The 21,148-nt window shown below is 44.9% G+C and carries 20 protein-coding genes; 8 read left to right on the top strand and 12 right to left on the bottom strand.

Features of this window, described 5'->3' with window-relative positions:
• Window positions 1–40: 40 nt before the first annotated feature.
• Window positions 41–1,591 carry a DUF5723 family protein gene (locus KOE27_RS16915; RefSeq protein ID WP_215240020.1) on the bottom strand — a complete coding sequence of 517 codons (1,551 nt, stop codon included), beginning with the start codon at window positions 1,589–1,591 and terminating at the stop codon, window positions 41–43.
• A 436-nt stretch (window positions 1,592–2,027) separates the two neighbouring features.
• Between KOE27_RS16915 and KOE27_RS16910 the strand changes: the two genes are divergently transcribed.
• Window positions 2,028–3,458, top strand: coding sequence for a circularly permuted type 2 ATP-grasp protein (locus tag KOE27_RS16910; protein ID WP_215240019.1), 1,431 nt, complete (start codon window positions 2,028–2,030; stop codon window positions 3,456–3,458).
• 31 nt (window positions 3,459–3,489) lie between these two features.
• On the top strand, window positions 3,490–4,221 hold the full coding sequence (locus tag KOE27_RS16905; RefSeq protein ID WP_215240018.1) for an esterase family protein: 732 nt from the start codon (window positions 3,490–3,492) through the stop codon (window positions 4,219–4,221).
• A gap of 40 nt (window positions 4,222–4,261) precedes the next feature.
• Here KOE27_RS16905 and pheS read toward each other — a convergent pair whose 3' ends face one another.
• Complete coding sequence (gene pheS, locus KOE27_RS16900; RefSeq protein WP_215241650.1) at window positions 4,262–5,302, bottom strand: phenylalanine--tRNA ligase subunit alpha; 1,041 nt, start codon at window positions 5,300–5,302, stop codon at window positions 4,262–4,264.
• A 366-nt stretch (window positions 5,303–5,668) separates the two neighbouring features.
• Here pheS and KOE27_RS16895 point away from each other — a divergent pair, with 366 nt between their 5' ends.
• Window positions 5,669–6,067, top strand: coding sequence for a LytR/AlgR family response regulator transcription factor (locus tag KOE27_RS16895; RefSeq protein WP_229252804.1), 399 nt, complete (start codon window positions 5,669–5,671; stop codon window positions 6,065–6,067).
• A 95-nt stretch (window positions 6,068–6,162) separates the two neighbouring features.
• Here the strand turns inward: KOE27_RS16895 and KOE27_RS16890 are convergent, their stop codons facing one another.
• The gene (locus tag KOE27_RS16890; protein ID WP_215240017.1) at window positions 6,163–6,879 is read right to left on the bottom strand and encodes a porin family protein; all 717 of its coding nucleotides are present in this window, start codon (window positions 6,877–6,879) and stop codon (window positions 6,163–6,165) included.
• Between the two features lie 159 nt (window positions 6,880–7,038).
• Here KOE27_RS16890 and radA point away from each other — a divergent pair, with 159 nt between their 5' ends.
• Window positions 7,039–8,406: a DNA repair protein RadA gene (gene radA / locus KOE27_RS16885; RefSeq protein ID WP_215240016.1), complete on the top strand. Its 1,368-nt coding sequence runs from the start codon at window positions 7,039–7,041 to the stop codon at window positions 8,404–8,406.
• A gap of 64 nt (window positions 8,407–8,470) precedes the next feature.
• Here radA and KOE27_RS16880 read toward each other — a convergent pair whose 3' ends face one another.
• From KOE27_RS16880 to KOE27_RS16870, 3 genes are read right to left on the bottom strand one after another with little or no spacing between them, the layout of a single operon-like run.
• Window positions 8,471–9,619: a hypothetical protein gene (locus tag KOE27_RS16880; RefSeq protein ID WP_215240015.1), complete on the bottom strand. Its 1,149-nt coding sequence runs from the start codon at window positions 9,617–9,619 to the stop codon at window positions 8,471–8,473.
• 49 nt (window positions 9,620–9,668) lie between these two features.
• The gene (locus KOE27_RS16875; protein ID WP_215240014.1) at window positions 9,669–10,583 is read right to left on the bottom strand and encodes a DUF58 domain-containing protein; all 915 of its coding nucleotides are present in this window, start codon (window positions 10,581–10,583) and stop codon (window positions 9,669–9,671) included.
• A gap of 9 nt (window positions 10,584–10,592) precedes the next feature.
• Complete coding sequence (locus KOE27_RS16870; protein WP_215240013.1) at window positions 10,593–11,048, bottom strand: septal ring lytic transglycosylase RlpA family protein; 456 nt, start codon at window positions 11,046–11,048, stop codon at window positions 10,593–10,595.
• Between the two features lie 269 nt (window positions 11,049–11,317).
• On the opposite strand from KOE27_RS16870, the gene KOE27_RS16865 reads away from it, so the two are divergent.
• A complete protein-coding gene (locus KOE27_RS16865) occupies window positions 11,318–11,641 on the top strand; it encodes a DUF3276 family protein (protein WP_406566857.1) in 324 nt (107 codons plus the stop codon).
• Window positions 11,642–11,819: 178 nt separating this feature from the next.
• Complete coding sequence (ychF, locus tag KOE27_RS16860; RefSeq protein ID WP_215240012.1) at window positions 11,820–12,920, top strand: redox-regulated ATPase YchF; 1,101 nt, start codon at window positions 11,820–11,822, stop codon at window positions 12,918–12,920.
• Between the two features lie 63 nt (window positions 12,921–12,983).
• On the opposite strand, the gene KOE27_RS16855 is transcribed toward ychF, so the two are convergent.
• Both KOE27_RS16855 and KOE27_RS16850 read right to left on the bottom strand, forming a co-directional pair.
• Complete coding sequence (locus tag KOE27_RS16855; RefSeq protein WP_215240011.1) at window positions 12,984–13,622, bottom strand: collagen-like triple helix repeat-containing protein; 639 nt, start codon at window positions 13,620–13,622, stop codon at window positions 12,984–12,986.
• A gap of 116 nt (window positions 13,623–13,738) precedes the next feature.
• Complete coding sequence (locus KOE27_RS16850) at window positions 13,739–14,410, bottom strand: DUF4230 domain-containing protein (RefSeq protein ID WP_215240010.1); 672 nt, start codon at window positions 14,408–14,410, stop codon at window positions 13,739–13,741.
• Between the two features lie 44 nt (window positions 14,411–14,454).
• On the opposite strand from KOE27_RS16850, the gene miaA reads away from it, so the two are divergent.
• Window positions 14,455–15,381: a tRNA (adenosine(37)-N6)-dimethylallyltransferase MiaA gene (gene miaA, locus KOE27_RS16845; RefSeq protein WP_215240009.1), complete on the top strand. Its 927-nt coding sequence runs from the start codon at window positions 14,455–14,457 to the stop codon at window positions 15,379–15,381.
• Between the two features lie 32 nt (window positions 15,382–15,413).
• Here miaA and KOE27_RS16840 read toward each other — a convergent pair whose 3' ends face one another.
• Window positions 15,414–16,631, bottom strand: a complete 1,218-nt coding sequence (locus KOE27_RS16840) for a saccharopine dehydrogenase family protein (protein ID WP_215240008.1) — start codon at window positions 16,629–16,631, stop codon at window positions 15,414–15,416.
• A 137-nt stretch (window positions 16,632–16,768) separates the two neighbouring features.
• On the opposite strand from KOE27_RS16840, the gene KOE27_RS16835 reads away from it, so the two are divergent.
• A complete protein-coding gene (locus KOE27_RS16835) occupies window positions 16,769–17,251 on the top strand; it encodes a DUF456 domain-containing protein (protein ID WP_215240007.1) in 483 nt (160 codons plus the stop codon).
• A gap of 65 nt (window positions 17,252–17,316) precedes the next feature.
• On the opposite strand, the gene KOE27_RS16830 is transcribed toward KOE27_RS16835, so the two are convergent.
• From KOE27_RS16830 to KOE27_RS16820, 3 genes are read right to left on the bottom strand one after another with little or no spacing between them, the layout of a single operon-like run.
• A complete protein-coding gene (locus KOE27_RS16830; protein WP_215240006.1) occupies window positions 17,317–18,681 on the bottom strand; it encodes an alkaline phosphatase family protein in 1,365 nt (454 codons plus the stop codon).
• A 30-nt stretch (window positions 18,682–18,711) separates the two neighbouring features.
• Entirely contained in the window at window positions 18,712–19,911 is a 1,200-nt protein-coding gene (gene eboE / locus KOE27_RS16825) for a metabolite traffic protein EboE (protein ID WP_215240005.1), read from the bottom strand.
• 47 nt (window positions 19,912–19,958) lie between these two features.
• Window positions 19,959–21,137, bottom strand: a complete 1,179-nt coding sequence (locus KOE27_RS16820) for a 3-dehydroquinate synthase (RefSeq protein WP_215240004.1) — start codon at window positions 21,135–21,137, stop codon at window positions 19,959–19,961.
• Between the last annotated feature and the right edge of the window lie 11 nt (window positions 21,138–21,148).

The raw sequence follows: 21,148 nt of genomic DNA, 5'->3' as shown, positions 1-21,148 counted from the left end.
AAAAATAATGCCAGTTATCTATTCAACAATTCTGTGCAAACTATCGTTTGGAAAACACCCGTTTAAAGAACGATTTTCGCGGGGGCCAGCACTGGTTTTGTTCTTCCGGTGGTTTTCGGAACAAGCCGCCCGATATTCCGAAATAAAGGTTAAAAGCCTTGGGTTTTCCGATATTTAATAAACCTGTAAGATGGTCGGTTCCCAGCCATAACGGCCCTATTCTTCCTGCAAGGCCAATCGCAGGGGAACGGTATCTGTTCATTAAAACAAGGGGTACCGACACTTCGTACCATTTGTGTTCATAACGTGGCGTAACCGCGATTATTGATTCGGCTTTCATTCCGAATGCACTTTGCGGAATCAGATTCTGCACCCAAAGAGTATTTACATATATGTCAGGTTTCAGATGGTAATCGATACTGGCCTGAAAAGCCATGGGTAAAACGGAGCGGAAATTAGGAGCCAATGGCTCCCCGCCTTCCAGCGATTCGTTAATAGCTGTGTAAAAGGCCTCGGAGCCCTTGAGATTATGAAAATCATCATACCTGAATTCTTTATTAGCCGTATGGGTTTCCTGCTGAAGAATGTAGGCTGGGTTTTTAAAATGGACTCTCCCGATATCCGTCAGAGAGGCAGAGATCCGGTACAGGTATTTATTCTTTGTTGCATCATACTGCCGGATGCCTTTGGCGGTATAACCGAATTTGTTGATGTCTGGGCGGTATTCATAAACTGCGCCAAGGTCAAATCCCCAGCCGCTTCCCGGAGGTGCGTTCCCAAATAGCCATGGAATTGTCGGTTTGATATTTGAATAACCCTCGTCGCGGGTGATGGCGTAACGTACATTTATTTCGTCTACACCGATCAGCTCTCTCCGATAGGACCAGGAAGCATCTGGCAGAACGGTAAAAGCTGAATTTTCGATAATAGCATGTACGTTATACAACCCCAGAAGTCTTTTAATGGTAAAACCCACTTTCACAAAGTCGGTTTCGTTATCCATCACAACGCCTCCCAGCGTCAGCGCAAATTCTCCCAGACCATTCAGATGAAGCTGGCCTGCCTGACCAGAAAATACGCGCCCCTGCAATTCTTCCAGTTTGGTGGTTTTGCTGATCAGCCTTGCCAACGGTTCGGTGAGGCCTGTGGTATTAAGTATATACCGTGCTCTGGTGGAAAACCCTACACCGACCCTTCCCTTGAATAAATTAAACATAAAGGATGGCAGCCGCGTATCTCCCCCGGCATTGAGATATTTATTGCTCTTGCCGTTCAGTTTTTCGTCCAGGTACCTGCGGGGGAAAATCAGCGCTCCCCGGTCGGTACGGTACTCATCAGAAACGGTATTGGTAATGAGGCTAAGAAATGAAAAAGGAGCATCCCATTTCACGTGGTTGTTGGCTGTATAAAATTGCGTACCCACCAGGTTGATGGAAACGCCGTAGCGGTTATCGGCCACAAAAGCAGGGTTGTGGTAAAGGGCATTGGTGCCGGCATAGTTACCCATGGCTACACCGGGTAAGTGCTGGGACTGGCTGATCAAGGGCACGCTCACATAAAGTATCAACAAAATGTAGAAAGATCTATCCATTATGCGAAAGATAACCGGGGTCCAGTGGCAATTGTTTTACATTACAAATAAAGGGGGAAGCCAACGTACTTGCAATTGTAAAACTAACAACGAAATAATTACGGATAACTATTGCAAGCGGGTTAAATATAAAGAAAACCGAATTAAACCGGGCATGAAATGAGCGAAAGGCAGGATAGGATTACTAATGTAAATGCAGGTACTCCCTGTATGTTTATTACGGGCAGTCTGGCTGCTTCCAGTTTTCAGGAAATTATCACTTGTAAGGATCACTAAGTTATTTCAAATAAACATATCTTGCTTAAATATAAGCTTAAATCAGGATCGGGGTGGGTATTGGTTATATGCAATGCTCTAAAATATTTTGTTAATTAAAACAATGCCCATATATTGTTCTGTAAATTTTTGAAATATACTTATTCAAATTTTGTATTGTATGAATTTCTCATTCTCTGACTACAACACCGAAAATTTCTTTGATGAAATGTTTACTCCAACGGGAGAGATCCGTCCGGGTTATGAGCATTTAAAAAATAAATTCGAAAATCTGACGAACGACGATCTGACCAACAGGCAGTTAGCGACGGAGCGAGCGTTGCTGTCTATGGGGATTACTTTTAACGTCTATTCCGAAGGGGAGGGGACCGAAAGAATTATGCCGATTGATATCATTCCGAGAGTTTTGGCGAATTCGGAATGGGAATGGTTGGAAAAGGGGCTTAAACAACGGATCAAAGCCCTCAACATGTTTATCGATGATGTTTACAATGATCAGAACATACTCAACGATGGCGTTGTCCCCCGGGATCTGATCGAGTCCAGTAAGTGTTTTTTAAAACCTTGCCTGGGCCTGAAACCTCCCAAGGGGATTTGGTGCCATATTACTGGAACGGACCTTATCAAAGGAGATGATGGTACCTTTATGGTACTGGAAGACAACCTTCGCTGTCCGTCAGGAGTATCTTATATGCTGGAAAACAGGGAGTTGTCTAAGCAGATATTTCCTGATGTGCTGGCGCGGACCGGCGTGCGGCCGGTGTCTGACTATCCCACCAGGCTGTTGCAGATGCTTCAGCATTTGGCCGACAGGCCCAACCCGACCATCGCGGTACTTACCCCAGGTATTTATAATTCGGCCTATTTCGAACACTCTTACCTGGCCCAGCAGATGGGTGTGGAGTTGGTTGATGCCCGTGACCTTGTGGTGTCTGATGGGTATGTAAAAATGCGCACAACCACCGGGCTTCAGATTGTAGATGTAATTTACCGCCGGATTGATGATACTTTTCTGGATGCAGAAGCCTTTAATCCCGATTCGCTGATAGGCATACCCGGAATTTTTGAAGTATATAAGAAGGGTAGAGTGGCACTGGCAAATGCACCTGGCACGGGAGTTGCTGATGATAAGGTGGTGTACGCCTATGTCCCCAGAATTATAAAGTATTACCTGGGCGAAGAGGCGATCATCCCTAATGTGAAGACCTACATCTGCCGGGAGGAAGATGATTTTAACTATGTACTTGAAAACATCGAGCAACTGGTGGTGAAAGAAGCGAACGAAGCGGGGGGGTATGGGATGCTGATCGGGCCAAAGGCAACCAAAGAAGAGCATGAACTATTCAGGCAGAAGATACGTGATAACCCGCGTAACTATGTAGCCCAGCCTACGATATCTTTGTCAAGGGTACCGTGTATGGTGGACGGGCACGCGGAGGGAAGGCATGTAGATTTGCGTCCGTATATTTTATACGGGGATGAAATAAGCGTAATTCCGGGAGGGCTCACACGTGTTGCGCTCCGTAAAGGATCCCTGGTGGTGAATTCCTCACAAGGTGGTGGTGGAAAGGACACCTGGGTATTATATTGATGAAAACAGAAAGATAAAGCGTGTCAGAATTATGCAACGGGAGATAAGGGAATGGTTTAGTCCGTCATTGAATAAACAAATGGAAGTGGCTGTGTATGGTCATTACGGTTTTGCATTACTCATGATTCCCACGGCTGCTTCCGGATTCCTGGAATACGAAGAAAAGGGCCTGTTAAACAGTATCAGGCCTTATATTGATTCGGGGAAAGTAAAGGTATACTGTATTAATACCATTAACTCGGAAAGCTGGCTTAATCCATATATGCATGGGTACGACAAGGCTGTAAGGCATCAGGCCTATAATGAATATGTCTTAAAGGAGGTTATCCCGTTTATCAAGGATACAAGCAGTCCCAAAAATGAAATTATTGCGTGCGGAGCTGCATTCGGAGCTTTGCACGCTGCTAATTTGTTTTTCAAATATCCGGACGTCATCAATGGAATTATAGCCATGAGCGGTTGCTATGACCTGAGCGTGTATACTGATGGATATTATGACGAGAATGTATATTTCAACTCTCCGGTGCACTACCTTCCTCAGCTTAAGGCAGAGTGGCATCTTTCCCTTTACAGAAATAGCAGGCATATCCATTTTGTAACTGGCTCAGGAGCCTATGAAGTACCTGATTATTCCAGACATATTTCTGCCATTCTCTCTTCTAAGGACGTACCCCATGAACTGGATATCTGGGGCGCTGATATCGACCATGACTGGTGGGCATGGCACCGTATGCTTCCCTATTACCTGGAAACAAGATTCTGAAGAGGGAAAACCATTTGTGCTGGTGTACCCGGGATATCACCTAAGCGCCTTCAAACTGACGCAGGAACCGCACATCATTTTCAGTAAATAACCTCAGGTCATTGATCCCGTACCGGAGCATGGTAATCCGTTCTATACCCATGCCAAAGGCAAAGCCTGTGAATTCGTTGCTGTCAATTCCGCAGTTTTCAAGGACATTGGGGTCAACCATTCCTGAGCCGGCAATTTCCACCCACCCTGTATGCTTACACACGTTGCAGCCTTTGCCTTTGCATATAAAGCAGGTCACGTCAATCTCAGCACTCGGCTCCGTAAACGGGAAATACGACGGGCGGAGGCGAATCTTGGAATCCTTGCCGAACATTTCCTTGGCAAAGTGATAGAGGGTATCTTTCAGATCTTTGAAGGATACGTTTTTGTCAACATAAAGGCCTTCCACCTGATGAAAAACGCAATGAGCTCTGGCAGAAATGGCTTCATTCCTGAAAACCCGTCCAGGCATAATTGACCTGATCGGCGGTTTCTGTCGTTCCATCAGCCGCACCTGCACGTTAGAGGTATGCGTACGCAGCAGTACATCGTCTTTTACTTCCCCATCACTTTTGGAAATAAAAAAAGTATCCTGCATTTCGCGGGCCGGGTGATTGTCTGCAAAGTTGAGCGCACTGAAATTATACCAGTCCTTTTCAATTTCGGGCCCGTAGGAAACGTTGAAACCCATCCTTTCGAATATTTCAATGATTCTCTTTCTTACAATGGTAAGCGGGTGCAGGCTGCCTTGTTCATGAGGGACGGCAGGCAGTGTCAGATCAAATACCAGTTCAGGGTGAGCATCTGAGGCATTCTCAAGTATGTCGTTAAAGGCCTGAAAGCGGTTCTGAGCAAAGTTCTTGAGGGTGTTCAATTCCTGGCCGACCGCACGCCTCTCTTCCTGAGGTATGTTTTTAAGCCCGTCGAACAACTCGGTCACAACTCCTTTTTTACTGATATATCGCATCCTGAATGCTTCCAGTTGCTCTTTGTTCGCAACCTGGCTTTGTTCTATTTCAGCTATCAGCTCTTTAACCCGCTCGGTAATCATCATTACTTTGGTTTTGGGAAGGCAGTTAACCTTTCCTTGAGTTTTAAAAAATAAAGCAGGCCTTTAACCATAGGGTATGGGCTGCAAAACTGGATGCAAAGATAATAAAGTTAAGTACCCGGACAGGTGATTTTAACCGATTCATATTTTTTAACCACAATTGCGCCCCATGACCCTTAAAAAAGGACCACGTAAAATTACGTGTTTTACTAAGTTTGGTTACGTCATTTTGGTTTTTACAAAAACTTAATAAACTTATAATCAAATAGTTATTACCATATACGTAGTTTTACTTACTTTCCAGATTCAAAGTTCGGTAGTAAATTTGAATCATAAATCAGAACAACGAAATTCTTATTATTAGTTATGAAAAATTTTCAATCCTTTACAAGATCAGGTCAGGTTGACACTCCTGTTACTAAAACCTCAGCGCTCATTTCGGTTCAATCCATGGGCCGTACCATTTTTTTGACTCCCGATGTCATTACCTTTTTGGAAGGTGAAGGAAATTATACATTTATATATACCAACAACGGCAAAAAGTATCTTGTTTCCAAGACTTTAAAGTCGTTGTCGGAGCACTTGAACGATAACTTTATTAGGGTACATAAATCGTACCTGGTGAACTCTGAGTACGTGGTGGCCAGAATGGACGACGATCGTTTGCTGAAAATGGCCTGTGGAAAAGAAGTTATGGTCTCTCGCAGGAAAACAAAAGAAATTGCGGGGATTCTCGATCATCATTCATTGAGAATCAGCGCCTGATATTTTGGTGAATTAAATTAGTGGGTTATTCATAAAACAGCAGCCATCGCTTCGATCGAAGGCTGCTTGTTTCTTTTTTAAGCCAAAAGTTTTTGTTAAAATAATTTTAATCCGAGCGTTACCTGCCATGAGTTGATTTTCTGCCGAACGGTAGAACTTCCGCTGGCCGGTACCCCGTTTAATTCAAAGGTGGCCAGATTGGTGAAAGAGCCTTCCTTCCTTACGTCAATGCTGATACTTCCCAGATCAAGCCCTACGCCCAGCTGGTAGCCAAAGGTTGCCTCAGAAAGAGAGTTGCTCAGGTCAGAGGTATAATAGCGAAAGGCATCGGCGAGTTTTTGGTTGTCACCGATTCGGAATGAGGTTACTGGTCCTGCCAGAAAACGGATAGGGCCGCCTTTAATACCAATCAGGAGGGGAACATCGATGTTGCTGTATTTGACTTTCACGGTTTCTGTAACGGGAGCATCACCGTCTGTTTTCACGATATCAAAAGATCCGCCTTTGGTGGAAAGCAACACTTCCGGCTGAATAAAAAGTACCTTCCCGAACCGCGCATAAATGCCTCCCGCGAAACCCGTACGTGTATCAAAGCTTTTTTTTAGATTATCCTTTACTTCCTTCCCATCGTAGCCAAGGTAAGGGTTACCACTGTCGTCATATCGGGTGGTAAAAACATCTCCCATACTAAGCTTAGACAGGTTAACACCTCCTTTTATACCAAACGCAAAACCTTTTTTCTGCGCCCGTACCGAAGTCAAAGTAATTGCACCAAGAAGGCATGTAAGAATAACTTTTGTCAGGATGTTCATCAGGCTAAAAATGTTAAGTAAAACGGGATAATAACGACAGATGTTAAAAAATTATACCCAAAGCGATCTATTTTTGATTTAACGTATCAAAGCGTTGCATATTTGGGCGAAATTTGTCCAGACAGGTTTCTTTCCGGGAACCACTTAATTTTAAAATTTATGGCCAAAGTAAAAACGGCTTACTTCTGTCAGGAATGCGGATACAACTCTCCAAAGTGGGTTGGGCGATGTCCTTCCTGCGGTGAGTGGAATACATTTGTTCAGGAAGTTATTGAAAAGGAAGACAAAAAGACCACGGTATCCTGGAAATCTGTCAGCCTGGTAAGCAGGCCCAAAGCAATAGCGGAGATAGAATACGAAGATGAGCCAAGAATCCTCACACTGGACGAAGAACTCAACAGGGTTTTGGGAGGAGGAATTGTTCAGGGCTCACTGATCCTGATCGGGGGCGAACCTGGGATAGGGAAGTCGACCCTGATGCTGCAGATTGCGCTTACCCTTTCCGAAAAGCGCGTTTTGTATGTTTCGGGAGAAGAGTCGGAACAGCAGATCAAGATGCGGGCAGAGCGCATGAGCTCCAAAAGCAGCAATTGTTTCATACTTACAGAAACGCAGACTTCGAGTATCTTCCGGCAGATCGAGGATTTTAAGCCGGATGTACTGGTGGTGGACTCTATCCAGACCATGCAGTCGGCTTATATCGAATCCGGTGCAGGGAGCGTGTCGCAGGTGAGAGAGTGTACTGCCGAGTTTATGAAGTATGCAAAGGAAACTGGTGTGCCGGTTTTCCTCATTGGTCATATTACCAAGGATGGCTCACTGGCGGGCCCCAAGGTGCTGGAACATATGGTGGATACGGTACTTCAGTTTGAAGGAGACCGGCATACTACTTACAGGATTTTGAGGACGATTAAAAACAGATTCGGAAGCACGTCGGAGCTGGGGATATATGAAATGCATGGCAGCGGCCTCAGGCAGGTGAGTAATCCTTCGGAGATACTGATCTCGCAGCGTGACGAACCTGTGAGTGGTATTGCAATCGGTTCAATGATGGAAGGAAACCGGCCGTTGCTGATCGAGATACAGTCGCTCGTCAGTGTTGCGAACTACGGTACTCCTCAGCGGAGCAGTACAGGATTTGACGCCAAAAGGCTCCAGATGTTGCTGGCAGTACTGGAAAAACGGGGTGGTTTCAGGCTGGGTGTACAGGATGTTTTCCTGAATGTTGCTGGTGGACTTCGGGTGGAGGATCCTGCGATTGACTTATCGGTAATATCTTCATTGGTTTCTTCTTATGAAGACAGATTTATCCCTCCTTCGGTTTGCTTTGCGGCGGAAGTAGGCCTGGGAGGGGAAGTGCGTGCTGTTAACAGGATTGAAAGCAGAGTGTCGGAAGCGGAAAAGCTAGGTTTTAAGAAAATATATATATCCAAATACAACAGCAAGGGGCTGGATACCGGAAGGTTAAAGATAGAGGTAGCGCCGGTGGCACACCTTGACCAGTTGTTTATGGAGCTTTTCAGGTGATGGAAGGCTTTAGACTTTCCAAGTCTTCAAGACTTGGAAAGTCTAGTCGGTGGAAGGCCTTGTTTCAGTAATTTGCGTAAAAGGAACGAAGCCTGCTGGTAAGCCTGTCATAAATTGGCTTACTGAACTCAACAAAAAGTTGCTGAGGCGGTGGCGGAGGTAGTTCCTGGCTTTTGCAAAGCCTCAATTGTTCCGGGGTGAGTGCCCTTTCATCGCCGTTGAAAAAGGCCCATTCGCATATCCAGTTGTATTCCCCATTGAATTTTTCCTGGCTCACCATCCGTTTTGTTTTAAAATCCCTTATCTGCATGTCCAGCAGGCCTGAGGATCTCACCAGTTTTTTGTTCCGTGTCAGTTTTGCTTTTACTTTGTCGTATACTGGTACTTTTGTTTTGCCTATTGTTTGCTCTCCTGTCTTGACAGAATCTTTGCTGACAAACGTCTCGGTGTTTCTGTCAATAACGGTTTGCCCCACAACAAAATCGTCGAACTGCAAGGTAATCACCTGGTCTGGACGGAGACGTATTTCTTCGGCTTCTTCGGAGGTGTAAAATCGCACAAATTTGTTCAGGGTTTTATTTGTCTGAAGAAATTCGTTCACCCTGCCCTGAAAGTACTCATTACTCAGCTGATATACCTTTGACGTTACAAGCACATGTTCTATCACTACCTTAAAAGAAGCCAGTTCGTAAGATACCTCCAGCTTTTTTCGGTTGCCAGGGTAGTCAGGGAAAATCTCCTCTGTTTTTTCAAAGTTCAGATAGGCTTGTCTGGCGTTTTCCCTGTCACCGATTGTGAGGAACCGCTCGCCTTCTTTGTATCTCACCGCGGCTGCATTGCTCCGTGCCGCTTTTTCTTCATTTTCATAGTTACGGGCTTCCACCGCTTTTCTGCATGAAGAGCAGGATATTATAGCGTTATAAAGTTTATTCAGTTTGTAATAGGAATCAAGTTCTTTTTCCCATCTGAAAATATCCGATGTGGTCCTGTTGTATCTGATATCTTCCAGATGTTGGTCCAGTGCCGCCGGATAGGCCTTTTTTAGAATTTCCAGTGAGCTGGCATGGTTGGGATTATCTTTCAGTTTGGAAACAGCACGAAGTACAGAGTCATCAAAATCTCCTTTCTTTAGGGACTTCTTGGCAGACTTGCAGCCTTGGCACAGGCCCAAAAAAGCGATTAACAGAACGAAGATCAGGGAGCGTTTTTTCACGGGACAAGCACAATAATGATAGGATTTTGTGCGCAAAGGTGCGAAAAAATTACCTCATTTTTGAATGCTTTACCAAGTAGGCCATCAGGATGGGATCAAAGCCCTGTGCAATGTCGGCTTCAATAAAATCGATCTTATACTGGCCGCATTTTAGTTTAAGCTTCTGGTAAAAATCTCCGACAAACCTTTGGTACGATTCTCTCACCTGATCGGGCTGTACTTTTATTTTTTCACCTGATTCCAGATCAATAAATTCGTACGGCCTATTTTCGAAGGCGAAATTTTCCTCAGTATTCCGATCCGTTACATGAAAGAGCAGTACCTCATGAAGATTGTGGCGCAAGTGCTGTAATGCCGAAAATATCAGTTCTGCTTCCTCCAGATTCTCAAACATATCACTGAAAATGACCACCAGAGACCGTTTATGGATTTTTTCAGCAATCTGGTGCAAAACTTTTGCGACTGATGTTTTAACCAATGGCCTGCTGGTTTTCAGGAGATTTTCCAGGTCCAGCATAATTTTGTGCACGTGTGACGGCGTAGATTTAACGGCAGTCTGTATTTCTATATTTTCCGAAAACGTGCACAGGCTTACGGCATCTTTCTGACGCTGCAGGAGATAGGTCAAGCTCGCTGCGGCCATCACGCTGAATGTCATTTTGCCATAAGAGATATCCGGATAGTACATGGACGAAGATGTGTCCAGTAAAATGTGGCAGCGGAGATTGGTTTCTTCCTCATAACGTTTCACGTAAAGGCGGTCTGTTTTAGCAAAAACCTTCCAGTCAATATTTCTTGTGGATTCTCCGGTATTGTAAAGCTGATGCTCGGCAAACTCAACCGAAAAGCCATGGAAGGGGGACTTATGGAGCCCGGTAATAAATCCTTCAACAAGTTGTTTAGCAAGGAATTCAAGATTTCCAAACTCCCGTACTTTTGCTAAATCTACCTGTCTGATACTCATTTCGGGGTTTTACTTTTTGGAATGCATCGAAACGATTTTGCCGGATCTGGCATCCATTTCTTCGTCTTCGCCCAATAATACCATGCCTTCCATACCCACCACTCTTACCGATACATTGGCAACTCCCATGGCCATAAGGCCCAGGATTTTGGCAGCCTCCTTGCTCACGTCAATAATACGGTGATGCGAATACGGTCCCCGGTCATTAACCCGGACGACGACCTTCTCGTTGTTGTCCAGATTAGTCACTTCAAGCATCGTATTGAGCGGGTAGCTCCTGTGTGCGGCCGAAAATTCGGTACCACTGTGGACTTCACCGAAGGCAGTTTTTTTTCCGTGAAATCTGGAGGCATAGTAGGACGCCTTTCCTTTTTCGGTCTTGCCCAGAACTGCCTGTGCAAAAGAACTTTGAGTTGAACCGACGATCAGGAGAAGTGCGAAAATCAGAATCCGATGATAAGTCATATCTGAGGGTTTAGTGGGACATAGCTAAGAAAGCCAGTATCTTATTATTACTTCATAAATTCATAATCAGACGATTGTCCGGTTTATGAATCCTTCAAATGTAACATAATTCGCTGAGAAAAAGTATATCCTGCCCGGAAATTAGAACCGGATGTGAACAAATTGCAGTTTTAGAATACTCCTTATGCTTAATATCTTTTGGATTTTTTGTTCGGAGCAATAAACTTTCTATTTTAGCGTTCGAAAACCTATTTAACAAACACAAAATAGTGGAAGACAGAGAGCAAATCTACTCCAAAAGGGTTAGGGCAGGAAAACGGACTTACTTCTTCGATGTTCGCTCAACACGATCTAACGATTATTATTTAACGATCACTGAAAGCCGTCGTCATCCGCAAGGGGATGGTTTTACGTACGAAAAACACAAAATGTTTTTGTACAAAGAGGATTTCGATAAGTTTGTTGATGCTTTGAAAGATGCCGTGGATCACGTGAAAACGGAATTGATGCCGGAAGTTGATTTTTCTCAGTTCGAATCCAAATCAGACGAAGTGGACGTCGTAATAGGAGAGTCGGACCTGAAGTGGGAGTAGTGCACTGAACGTTTTAGAAAATGCCCCGGCCTTTGGAAGCGTTTCCGAAGGCTTTTCGTTTTGCGGATACATTTACTTTCCTCAACGGAATGGTTTTCATAATTACAATTCCTAATTTTGCGGCAAGTTTGGTATCCAGCCGCTGTCATATAATCGTATTACCTATTTTTAGAAATAAATGAGTCTTCAATGTGGAATCGTAGGATTGCCTAATGTAGGGAAGTCCACACTTTTTAATGCCATTTCAACTGGTAAGGCGGAAGCCGCCAACTACCCGTTTTGTACGATTGAACCCAATGTGGGGGTAGTAACGGTACCCGATGAGCGCCTTGATATTCTCACGGGCCTGGTTAATCCTCAAAAAGTTATCCCGACGATCATTGAGTTCGTCGACATTGCAGGATTGGTTAAAGGCGCAAGCCAGGGAGCTGGTCTGGGAAATAAATTTTTGGCCAACATCCGGGAGGTTGATGCTATTGTGCATGTGGTACGTTGTTTTCAGGATGAGAACGTTGTCCATGTGGAGGGTCGCGTGGACCCGGTTTTTGACAAAGAAATTATAGATGCCGAACTTCAGCTGAAAGACCTTGAATCGGTAGATAAAAAAATACAGAAAGTCGAAAAAGCTGCAAGAGCCGGTGACGCCAAAGCCAAGGCTGAACTTGAATTGCTGAAGCAGTATAAAGCCACGCTGGAAGCTGGCAAAAATGCCCGAAGCCTCATTGTTGACGAGGAAGCAAAGCAAGCGGCAATCGGAGATCTTCAGCTACTGACCGCAAAACCTGTTTTGTATGTTGCCAATGTAGATGAGCAGTCCATGCTTGCTGGAAACGAGTATTCCGAGAAACTTCGTGAAACTGTCAAACAGGAAGGTGCGGAAGTAATTGTTTTATGTGCTGCGATTGAGTCACAGATATCCGAAATTGAAGATCCGGAGGAGCATGAAATGTTTCTTGCTGAATACGGACTGAAAGAATCAGGGCTGAGCAAACTGATTAAAGCATCGTATTCCTTGCTGAACCTGATTACGTATTTTACGGCCGGTGTGAAGGAGGTGAGGGCATGGACCATTGTGAGGGGATGGAAAGCGCCACAGGCCGCCGGCGTCATTCACAGTGATTTTGAGAAAGGGTTTATTCGTGCTGAGGTAATTAAAATAGCTGATTTTCAGCAGTTCAAGAATGAAGCGGGCGTAAAGGAAGCCGGTAAAATGGCAGTCGAAGGAAAGGAATATGTTGTGGCCGACGGAGATATCATGCACTTTAGATTTAATGTTTAAGAATCCAGGCATATAAAAAAAGCGGAGTTTTCGGCTCCGCTTTTTTTATATCAATCCGGCTTGTTATTTTTTCTTAAAAGCGAGTTGTTTATTACCGCTTACAATTTTCAGATCTTTGTCGGTAAGGCCGAGTTTGCTTACTACGTCGTTGTAATCTTTGTAATTGATATCCTGGCGTTTTCTGGTAAGTTCTTCGGTCGGCATGATAATGATGCGGAGGTCTTCAAAAACCCTGCGAGGTGCAGTTTCCTGATCTTCTGACCAGTTGACGGCCAGCAACTCTACGAAGAAGTATTTGTCCGTTTCGTCTACACCATGAACAAAAGTAAAATTGCTTACACCTTCTTCAAAAGCGACCAAACCGGGCAGCGGCCAATACACACCCTGCGATTTAATATAAACCAGGATTGCAGACTTGTCTAAAAGAGCAAGTGCTTCGTCAGTAAGTTCATCGAGTGCCACTATATACCCGCCTGTTTCTGCATAGGTGGTATCTTTTCCAACGGATAATAGCAAAGGAAGTGATCCGGACCCTGTGCCGTCCTCTCCGTCCTGACCGGCAGGACCAGCTGGACCTTGTGCGCCAGTATCTCCCTTGTCTCCTTTTTCTCCCTGAGGACCGACATCGCCCTGATCTCCCTTACAGCCTGCAAAGAGTAATACCATACCAAGAAAGAGCATCAAAGATAGTTTTTTCAACATATCGCTAAAGTTTAAGAATGAATAAGTAGTAAAGACTTTTGTAATTTAACATATCTACGCGAAGAAAGAGATAAATGATGAGCAGAAAAGTTATTTCATTATAAAATAATTAAATATTAGGGATTGTCATCAATTTTAAGCGAATCGATATTCGCATCCGTGGGACGATATTTTGAAAATTCATCAAGTTGTTTTTTGTTGATTTCGGGTAATAGAAGATCTATTTTCCAGCTCATGGTTGCGGCAAGCTGAAACATCATCAACTGTACCTGATTAGAGGCAATTCTGGGGAGGTCGCTCTGAAGAGCTTTTTCGTTCATCGTCTTTTTTGCTTCATTTAGAATGGCAGTGTAGTCGTCTGTCTGAAAACGGTTCAGCCAGCCTTGTTCTATGTCATAAAATTTATAATCCGTATCCATGGACAATACCTCTGGCTCCGGGAAATATTCAATGATCATTTTTCGGTCGGAATGAGAAAAATGAAAGCGCATTTTGCCGAAGTCGTACCCCACAAGTACTTTGGCTTTGGCAATGATAAGCGCTTTTTTCTTGTCGCTTATCAGGTTCCAGAAATTCCTGTGGTTCTCATAATTGTATATTTCGGTGAAATACCCTTCTGCCATTACCACCTTGAATACCTTTTCGATACTTTCAAGGAGTACTGTGGATTCGGTTTTGGATGTTTCTTCGTTTGACTTTTTTACAAAAAACCACTTGTAGGCCACGGCACCTATACCAGTACCCAGCGTAAGAGAAATTAGGAAGAATAGTAGTGTGCTGGCGTTCATGATCTTACTTTTGTAATGAATAAAGTTGAAATAAAAACACCAGAATGCCAAACACTTCGAATAAATACCTGATTATTATTGCCGGTCCCACGGCGGTTGGGAAAACCTCTCTGGCTATCAGGATCGCCATGGCCCTGAAAGCAGAAATTATTTCAGCGGATTCCAGGCAGTTTTTTAAAGAGTTGAACGTTGGCACTGCCAAGCCTTCGGAGGAAGAGCTAGCCTTGGTACCCCATTATTTTATCAATTCCCATTCCATTGCAGAATCCTATAGCGCAGGAGATTTTGAAAGAGATGCGCTGCAGCTGCTGGAGGAATTATTCAGGAAAAGCAACTATGTAATCATGGCTGGTGGATCCGGGTTTTACGTGAAGGCTGTTTTGGAAGGGCTAGACGACCTACCCGCACCGCTCCCGGGCCTGCGGGAATCACTAACTGAAAGGCTTGAAAAGGAAGGATTGACAACCCTACAAGCTGAGATTGCCAGGGCAGACCCCGACTTTGCCGGTACCCGTGAATGGCAGAATCCTCAGCGGGTGGTCAGGGCGCTGGAAGTATTTATGACCAGCGGTATACCTATCTCAAGATTTCAGCAAAAAATGAAAAAGGAACGCCCTTTTCAGCCCATTATGATAGGACTGGACCGGGACAGGCAGGAATTATACAGCCGGATTGATGAACGGATGGACTTAATGCTCGAAAACGGCCTGGTGCAGGAAGCAAGGGATTTGATCGCGTACAGGGCGCATCATGCTTTGCAGACTGTTGGTTACAAGGAAGTTTACGGTTTTTTGGATGGGCAGTATAACGAGCCGGAAATGGTAAGACTTTTAAAGCAAAATTCAAGAAGATATGCCAAGCGACAACTGACCTGGTTCCGGCATCAGGCTATTTTTCAATGGTTTCATCCTGACAACTTTGAGGGTATTCTGGATTATATCCTGGAAAAAACAAAGGGAAACCGGACCTGAATCCTGGGATCTCCTTTGTTCTTTTACAAAAATCAGGCTGGGTATTCATGCGGTAATTCCACATTCACTTTTTCATTCCAGGGCAATCCATGCTGGTTGAGCAGATCCATAAACGGATCCGGATTAAGTTCTTCACAGTTCCACACACCTGGTTTCAGCCATTCTTCGTTGGTAAGCATCAGCATAGCACCGATCATGGCAGGTACACCTGTGGTATAACTCACTGCCTGGGCACGTACCTCTCGGTAACATTCGGCATGGTCACAGTTGTTCCAGACATAATAAGTCTTTTCCTGGCCGTCCTGGATACCTTTTATCTGGCAGCCAATGGAAGTTTGGCCAGAGTAGTTTTCGCCAAGGGAATCGGGCGCAGGTAACACCGCTTTAAGGAATTCCAGGGGTACAATATCCATTCCCTGAAATTTAATGGGTTTGATACTCGTCATCCCCACATTTTCAAGGACATTCAGGTGCGTAATATACTGCTGGCCGAAAGTCATCCAGAACCTGGCACGTTTAAGCGTCGGGAAATTTTTGACCAGTGATTCCAGTTCTTCGTGGTACAACACGTAACTTTCTTTGGGCCCGATTCCCGGGTAATCTATCGGTTTATGGATGGACATCGCTTCTATTTCTACCCACTCACCATTTTCCCAGTAACGTCCCGGCTGTGTAATTTCCCGGATATTGATCTCAGGATTAAAATTGGTCGCAAATGCTTTACCATGATCTCCTGCGTTGCAATCAATGATATCAAGGTAATGCATTTCGTCAAAATGGTGCTTGTTGGCATAGGCCGTGTAAACCTGGGTAACGCCCGGATCAAAACCGCAGCCCAGAAGTGCCATCAGGCCTGCTTCACGGAAGCGCTCCTGATAGGCCCATTGCCAGCTGTATTCAAATTTGGCAACGTCCTTCGGTTCGTAATTGGCAGTATCCAGGTAATGTATACCAGTGGCGAGACAAGCCTCCATCAACGTAAGATCCTGGTAGGGAAGTGCTACGTTGATCAGCATCTTTGGTTGAAATTTTTTGATCAGAAGTACCGTTTCTGCCACAATATCAGCGTCAACCTGTGCAGTCTGGATCGTAACTCCGTGCATTTCCTGGATTTCGGCAGCTATTTTATCACACTTGGCCTTGGTACGGCTGGCCAGCATAATTTCAGAAAAAACCTGACTGTTCATTGCACATTTATGGGCAACAACACTGCCAACACCCCCGGCACCGATAATAAGAACTTTTGACATTTTATGAATTTGAATAATGGAACAACCGCACGAAGGGATAATATATACAACAACTATACCTTGGTTTTGATATTTCCGGCAAAGATAGGACGACCCACTGTTTTTTTGTTAATTCATCATTAATTTGTCATGCCGAAATGGATATTCTTCTTCTTTTAGCAGGTATCGTTTGTCTGCTCGTTGGTTTGGCGGGCGCTGTGTTGCCATTGCCCGGTCCTCCGCTTAGTTATGCAGGACTTATTCTTTTGCACATCAGCAAATTTGCGGAATTCAGCAAGCCGGTATTGATCACGCTGGGTATCTTTACGGCTGTTATAGCAGTACTTGATTATTACATACCTATCTGGGGAACAAAAAAATTTGGAGGGACCAGGTATGGTGCAGTTGGAGCAACGATAGGATTATTAGTCGGCTTCTTTATCCTGCCTGGCATAGGGATCTTCGCAGGTACTTTTGCAGGCGCCCTGATTGGTGAATTATTAGGAGGCTTTGGTGCGAAAGATGCCTTTAAGTCGGCTTTGGGTTCCTTTGTTGGTTTTGTAACAGGAATCGCGATGAAAGTCCTGCTTTGCCTGGTGATGATAGGTTATGCTGTGGCAGCGATGTGGGGAAAATTCTGAAAGGAGTGACAGTCACATTCTTCGGAATTCCTTCCGGTTAATTCGCGATTTGCTAATCGCAAAAATCACATCAAATGTTTCCAGATTACATCATATACATCAATCGCTTCAATCTCATTTTTATCTAGAGGCGTGTTGGTAATGCAGATTGGATAGTACTCTTTTCCCATATTTATTCCGCCATGTGATCCTTTTATCAGGGTAGCGTCAAGAGGTATTACATCCATGAGGTATCTGAATCCCAGTAGTTTGCGTGCGAGTTTGTAGCCTGCCCGTAATTTGATCAATGGGTTTTTAGGATCCATAAACATTTCAACGGGGTCATAACCCGGTTTCCTGTGAATGTCCACCAAATGTGCATAGTCTGGTGCCTTGGCGTCTTCAAGCCAGTAATAATAAGTAAACCAGCTGGCGGCATCCGCAACGGCTACGATATCTCCCGAGCGTTCGTGATCAAGATGATATTCCTTTTGTTCTTCCCGATCCAAAACCAGATCAATACCTGGAGTCTGCTTCAAAATACGAATAACCTGCTCTTTCACACTCGGGTCATTCAGATAGATATGTGCAATCTGGTGGTCGGAAGCTGCAAAGGCTTTTGAAGCTCCAGGGTCAAGCAGTTCGTACCAGCGTTCTGTTCTGACGGATATCAGCCCTTCATTCCTGAGGATTCTGTTGATGTGGATCGGGTTGTTGACAGGATTGATGCCATATTCAGACAGAAGGATGATTTTTGCCTGTTTGGCTTCATAAAAAATAACCAGTTCCTCCACGATTTTGTCTATCTCTCCTAACTCCTTACTGATCTTGCTAAAATCAGGGCCAAACTTCTGGAGGCAGTAATCAAGATGCGGGAGGTAAATCAGCGTCAGCGTAGGATTATGCTGGTTATCCACCCACATTGAAGCATCCGCAATCCATTTAGTCGATTTAATATTTGCATTGGGTCCCCAGAAACTGAACAACGGGAACTGCCCCAATTCTTTTTGAAGCTGGTCGCGCAGCGCTGCCGGATGGGCATAGCAATCCGGGGCTTTTACGCCGTCTGCATGATATTGCGGCCGGGGCGTTACTGAAAAGTCTGCGGTTGAATACATATTGTACCACCAGAACATCTTGGAACAGGTAAATGAAGGATCCGCTTTTTTTGCGGCATCCCAAATTTTCTCACCGCCTACCAGTTTGTTCGACTGTTTCCAGAACTTCACTTCGGAATCCACCCGGTCGTACCAGCCGTTTGCTACAATACCATGAGATTGGGGCCACCTGCCGGTAACATAAGTACTTTGCGATGTGGTGGTGACTGCGGGCAATACCGGCCTGATGGGTGTGAGGTACCTCTCCTGTAAGTATTTTTTCAGAAACGGTGTATGTTCCCCGATCAGATTGGCACTCAGGCCAACGATATCTATGACAACAGTTTTATTCATAATTTCAGGTTCTGCCGGTACTTTTATTGCTTAGCGGGTCAGTATTTCTTTTACCCATTCCAGTTCGCGTACGATGGAATCGCCTATGGGTTTTTGCATGTCTGCGGGAAGTACCCCCCACGTATAAGTTTCTACCTCCAGGTAATTTGTGAACGGGGCGTTTTTGTGGAGTGCCAGCGTTCTTACAATATCGGCCTGGGTGGAGTCCAGCAGGCCGTAGGATGCTATAAATAACGGCACGTGAAAATGAACCCGCCATTCTTGATGGTCCCCGCTGTACTGATCCAGTGCTTGGGGTAAGTCGCCAAAATGGGCAAAATTATTTCCTGAAGTTCTGGCAACCACCTGATGAAGATAGACAGGTTCATCAAATGCAGCAATTGCCTCTAATTTCGCCTCTGGCTGCGACGAGAAGTCTACTTTCAATGCAGAGCTTACCTGTATTCTGCCCACCTTAATGCCTGCTTCCGCCAGACTGGCTAAAATATCCTCAGGCTTTTCAAAACCTACTGCGGCATGACAGATGTCGTAACACAGGCGAATGTGCTCCCGAATCGTTTCTCTGGCTTTGGCTTCACTGAAATCATATTTTGATACCAGGTAAGCAGACCCGGCTGGCAGCAGTTCATTTTTGTACCAGTTTACAAAATCAGCGGTGTTATCCAGAATACCATCCGGTTCAGGTTCAATATCAAGATGCAGCGTTTTGCCGGTTTGTTCCTTTATAGCTAGTACCTCGTCCAAAACAAAAAGAATATTTTCCGTTGCTTTTTGAGAGGCATGAAATCTTTCATCAGCGTTTTTCCACCATAACCGGTAGGATAATGGCGGGGTGGAAACGCCACCTTCCATCCCCTCGGGAAGAAGCTGGCTCAGAATCCGGAATAACCTGATGGTATAATCTTTTCTGTCTGCCGTAGTCCAATCCGGTGTGTGAACATGATCTTTCACCACCGTATTATGAAAGCCGCCGAACGGGAATCCATTGATTACAAACACATAGATGCCTTGCTGATCCAGCCAGGTTTTGAATTCGGCCAGATTTTCCGGCTTACTTAACGCCAGGGAGGCTTCGTTCGCTATTCTTAGGCCCAGTCCGAAAGGCTGGTCAGGGGCCAGTCTGGATTTGATATAGGGCAGATTTTCGCGAAGGGCTCTAAAATGGTCTTCCCATTTTTCGCCTGGGTGGATATTGCTGCAATAGGTAAGATGTCCGTAGATAGTATTCATTAACTGGGTCGGATTTGGCACAGGTCTGGATGACCAAAATTACTGAATTATTGAGAAACCTTCGCTCCTGCACTGTGCAGCTGAACGTTTTCAAGGTCATCTACCGACAGCGAGATCAAATCAGCATCCAGTTCATGCACTTCCACTCCTTTCCCTATTTCTTCCAGAAGCATAATGGTGAGCCGCCCGCCCAGATGTTCCCTGAATTCCTGAATACCATTACGCAGGTTGATTTTATCGTTTTCAGAAAGTTTCGGATGGTACAGGTCAAATCCCAGTGCGGTTAAAACGTCCAGAATCCGGTTCAGGTCATTTTCAGCAAGCATCCCTATTCTCCTGGCATAGATGCAGTCGAGGGCGATGCCTATGGCAACCGCTTCTCCGTGCCGAACCTCGAAATTGGTAAGGAATTCCAGCTTATGTGCAGCCCAGTGCCCAAAATCCAAAGGACGGGACGAGCCAAATTCAAAAGGATCGCCCCCGGCAATATGATCGGTATGCATTTCGGCACATCTGTGGATGAGATATGCCATATTGGTTTCGTCCCGGTTGGCGAGCGAAACTACATTTTGTTCAATCCATTCAAAAAAACGGGCATCCTTTATCAGTGCCACTTTGATGGCCTCCGCAATTCCTGCACGCCAGTCACGGTCGTCCAGACTGTTCAGCAGCGTAAGGTCGTTGAAAACGGCTACGGGAGGGGCAAAGGTGCCGAGAAAATTCTTTTTGCCATGGAAATTGATACCGTTTTTAACGCCAACTCCCGAGTCGTTCTGAGATAAAACGGTGGTAGGAATCCTGATCAGTTTGATGCCGCGATGAGATACCGCCGCTGCGTAACCAACCAGATCCAAAACCGCGCCTCCGCCAATCCCGATCACAAACGAATGCCTGTCAATACCATAGATGTCCACGGCTTCGGCCAGCTTATCAAAAAGCACCGGGTCATTTTTGGAGGCCTCGCCACCCGGGACATATATGATCTCCGGAGCGAGCTGAATATGAGGAACAGCCTGTTTGAAATAGAGCTTTATCTGTTTTTCAAGCTGGGGGTAAAAAGCGGAAAAACCCTGATCTATAACAATAAGTGCTTTTCGCTGAAACCCCAACTCCTGATAATCAAGAAAAAAATCTTTCAGGGAGGTATTGGATATTTCAAACAGATTCCGGGTGAAAAAAACCGAATATGTATATTCTATCTGAAATTTTTGTTTAATTGGCTGCATCTCTGTCCGGC

Source organism: Dyadobacter sp. CECT 9275, assembly GCF_907164905.1.
GTDB lineage: Bacteria > Bacteroidota > Bacteroidia > Cytophagales > Spirosomataceae > Dyadobacter > Dyadobacter helix.
Note: the sequence above shows the minus strand (reverse complement) of the source record. Positions and strands in the feature narration are given on the sequence as shown.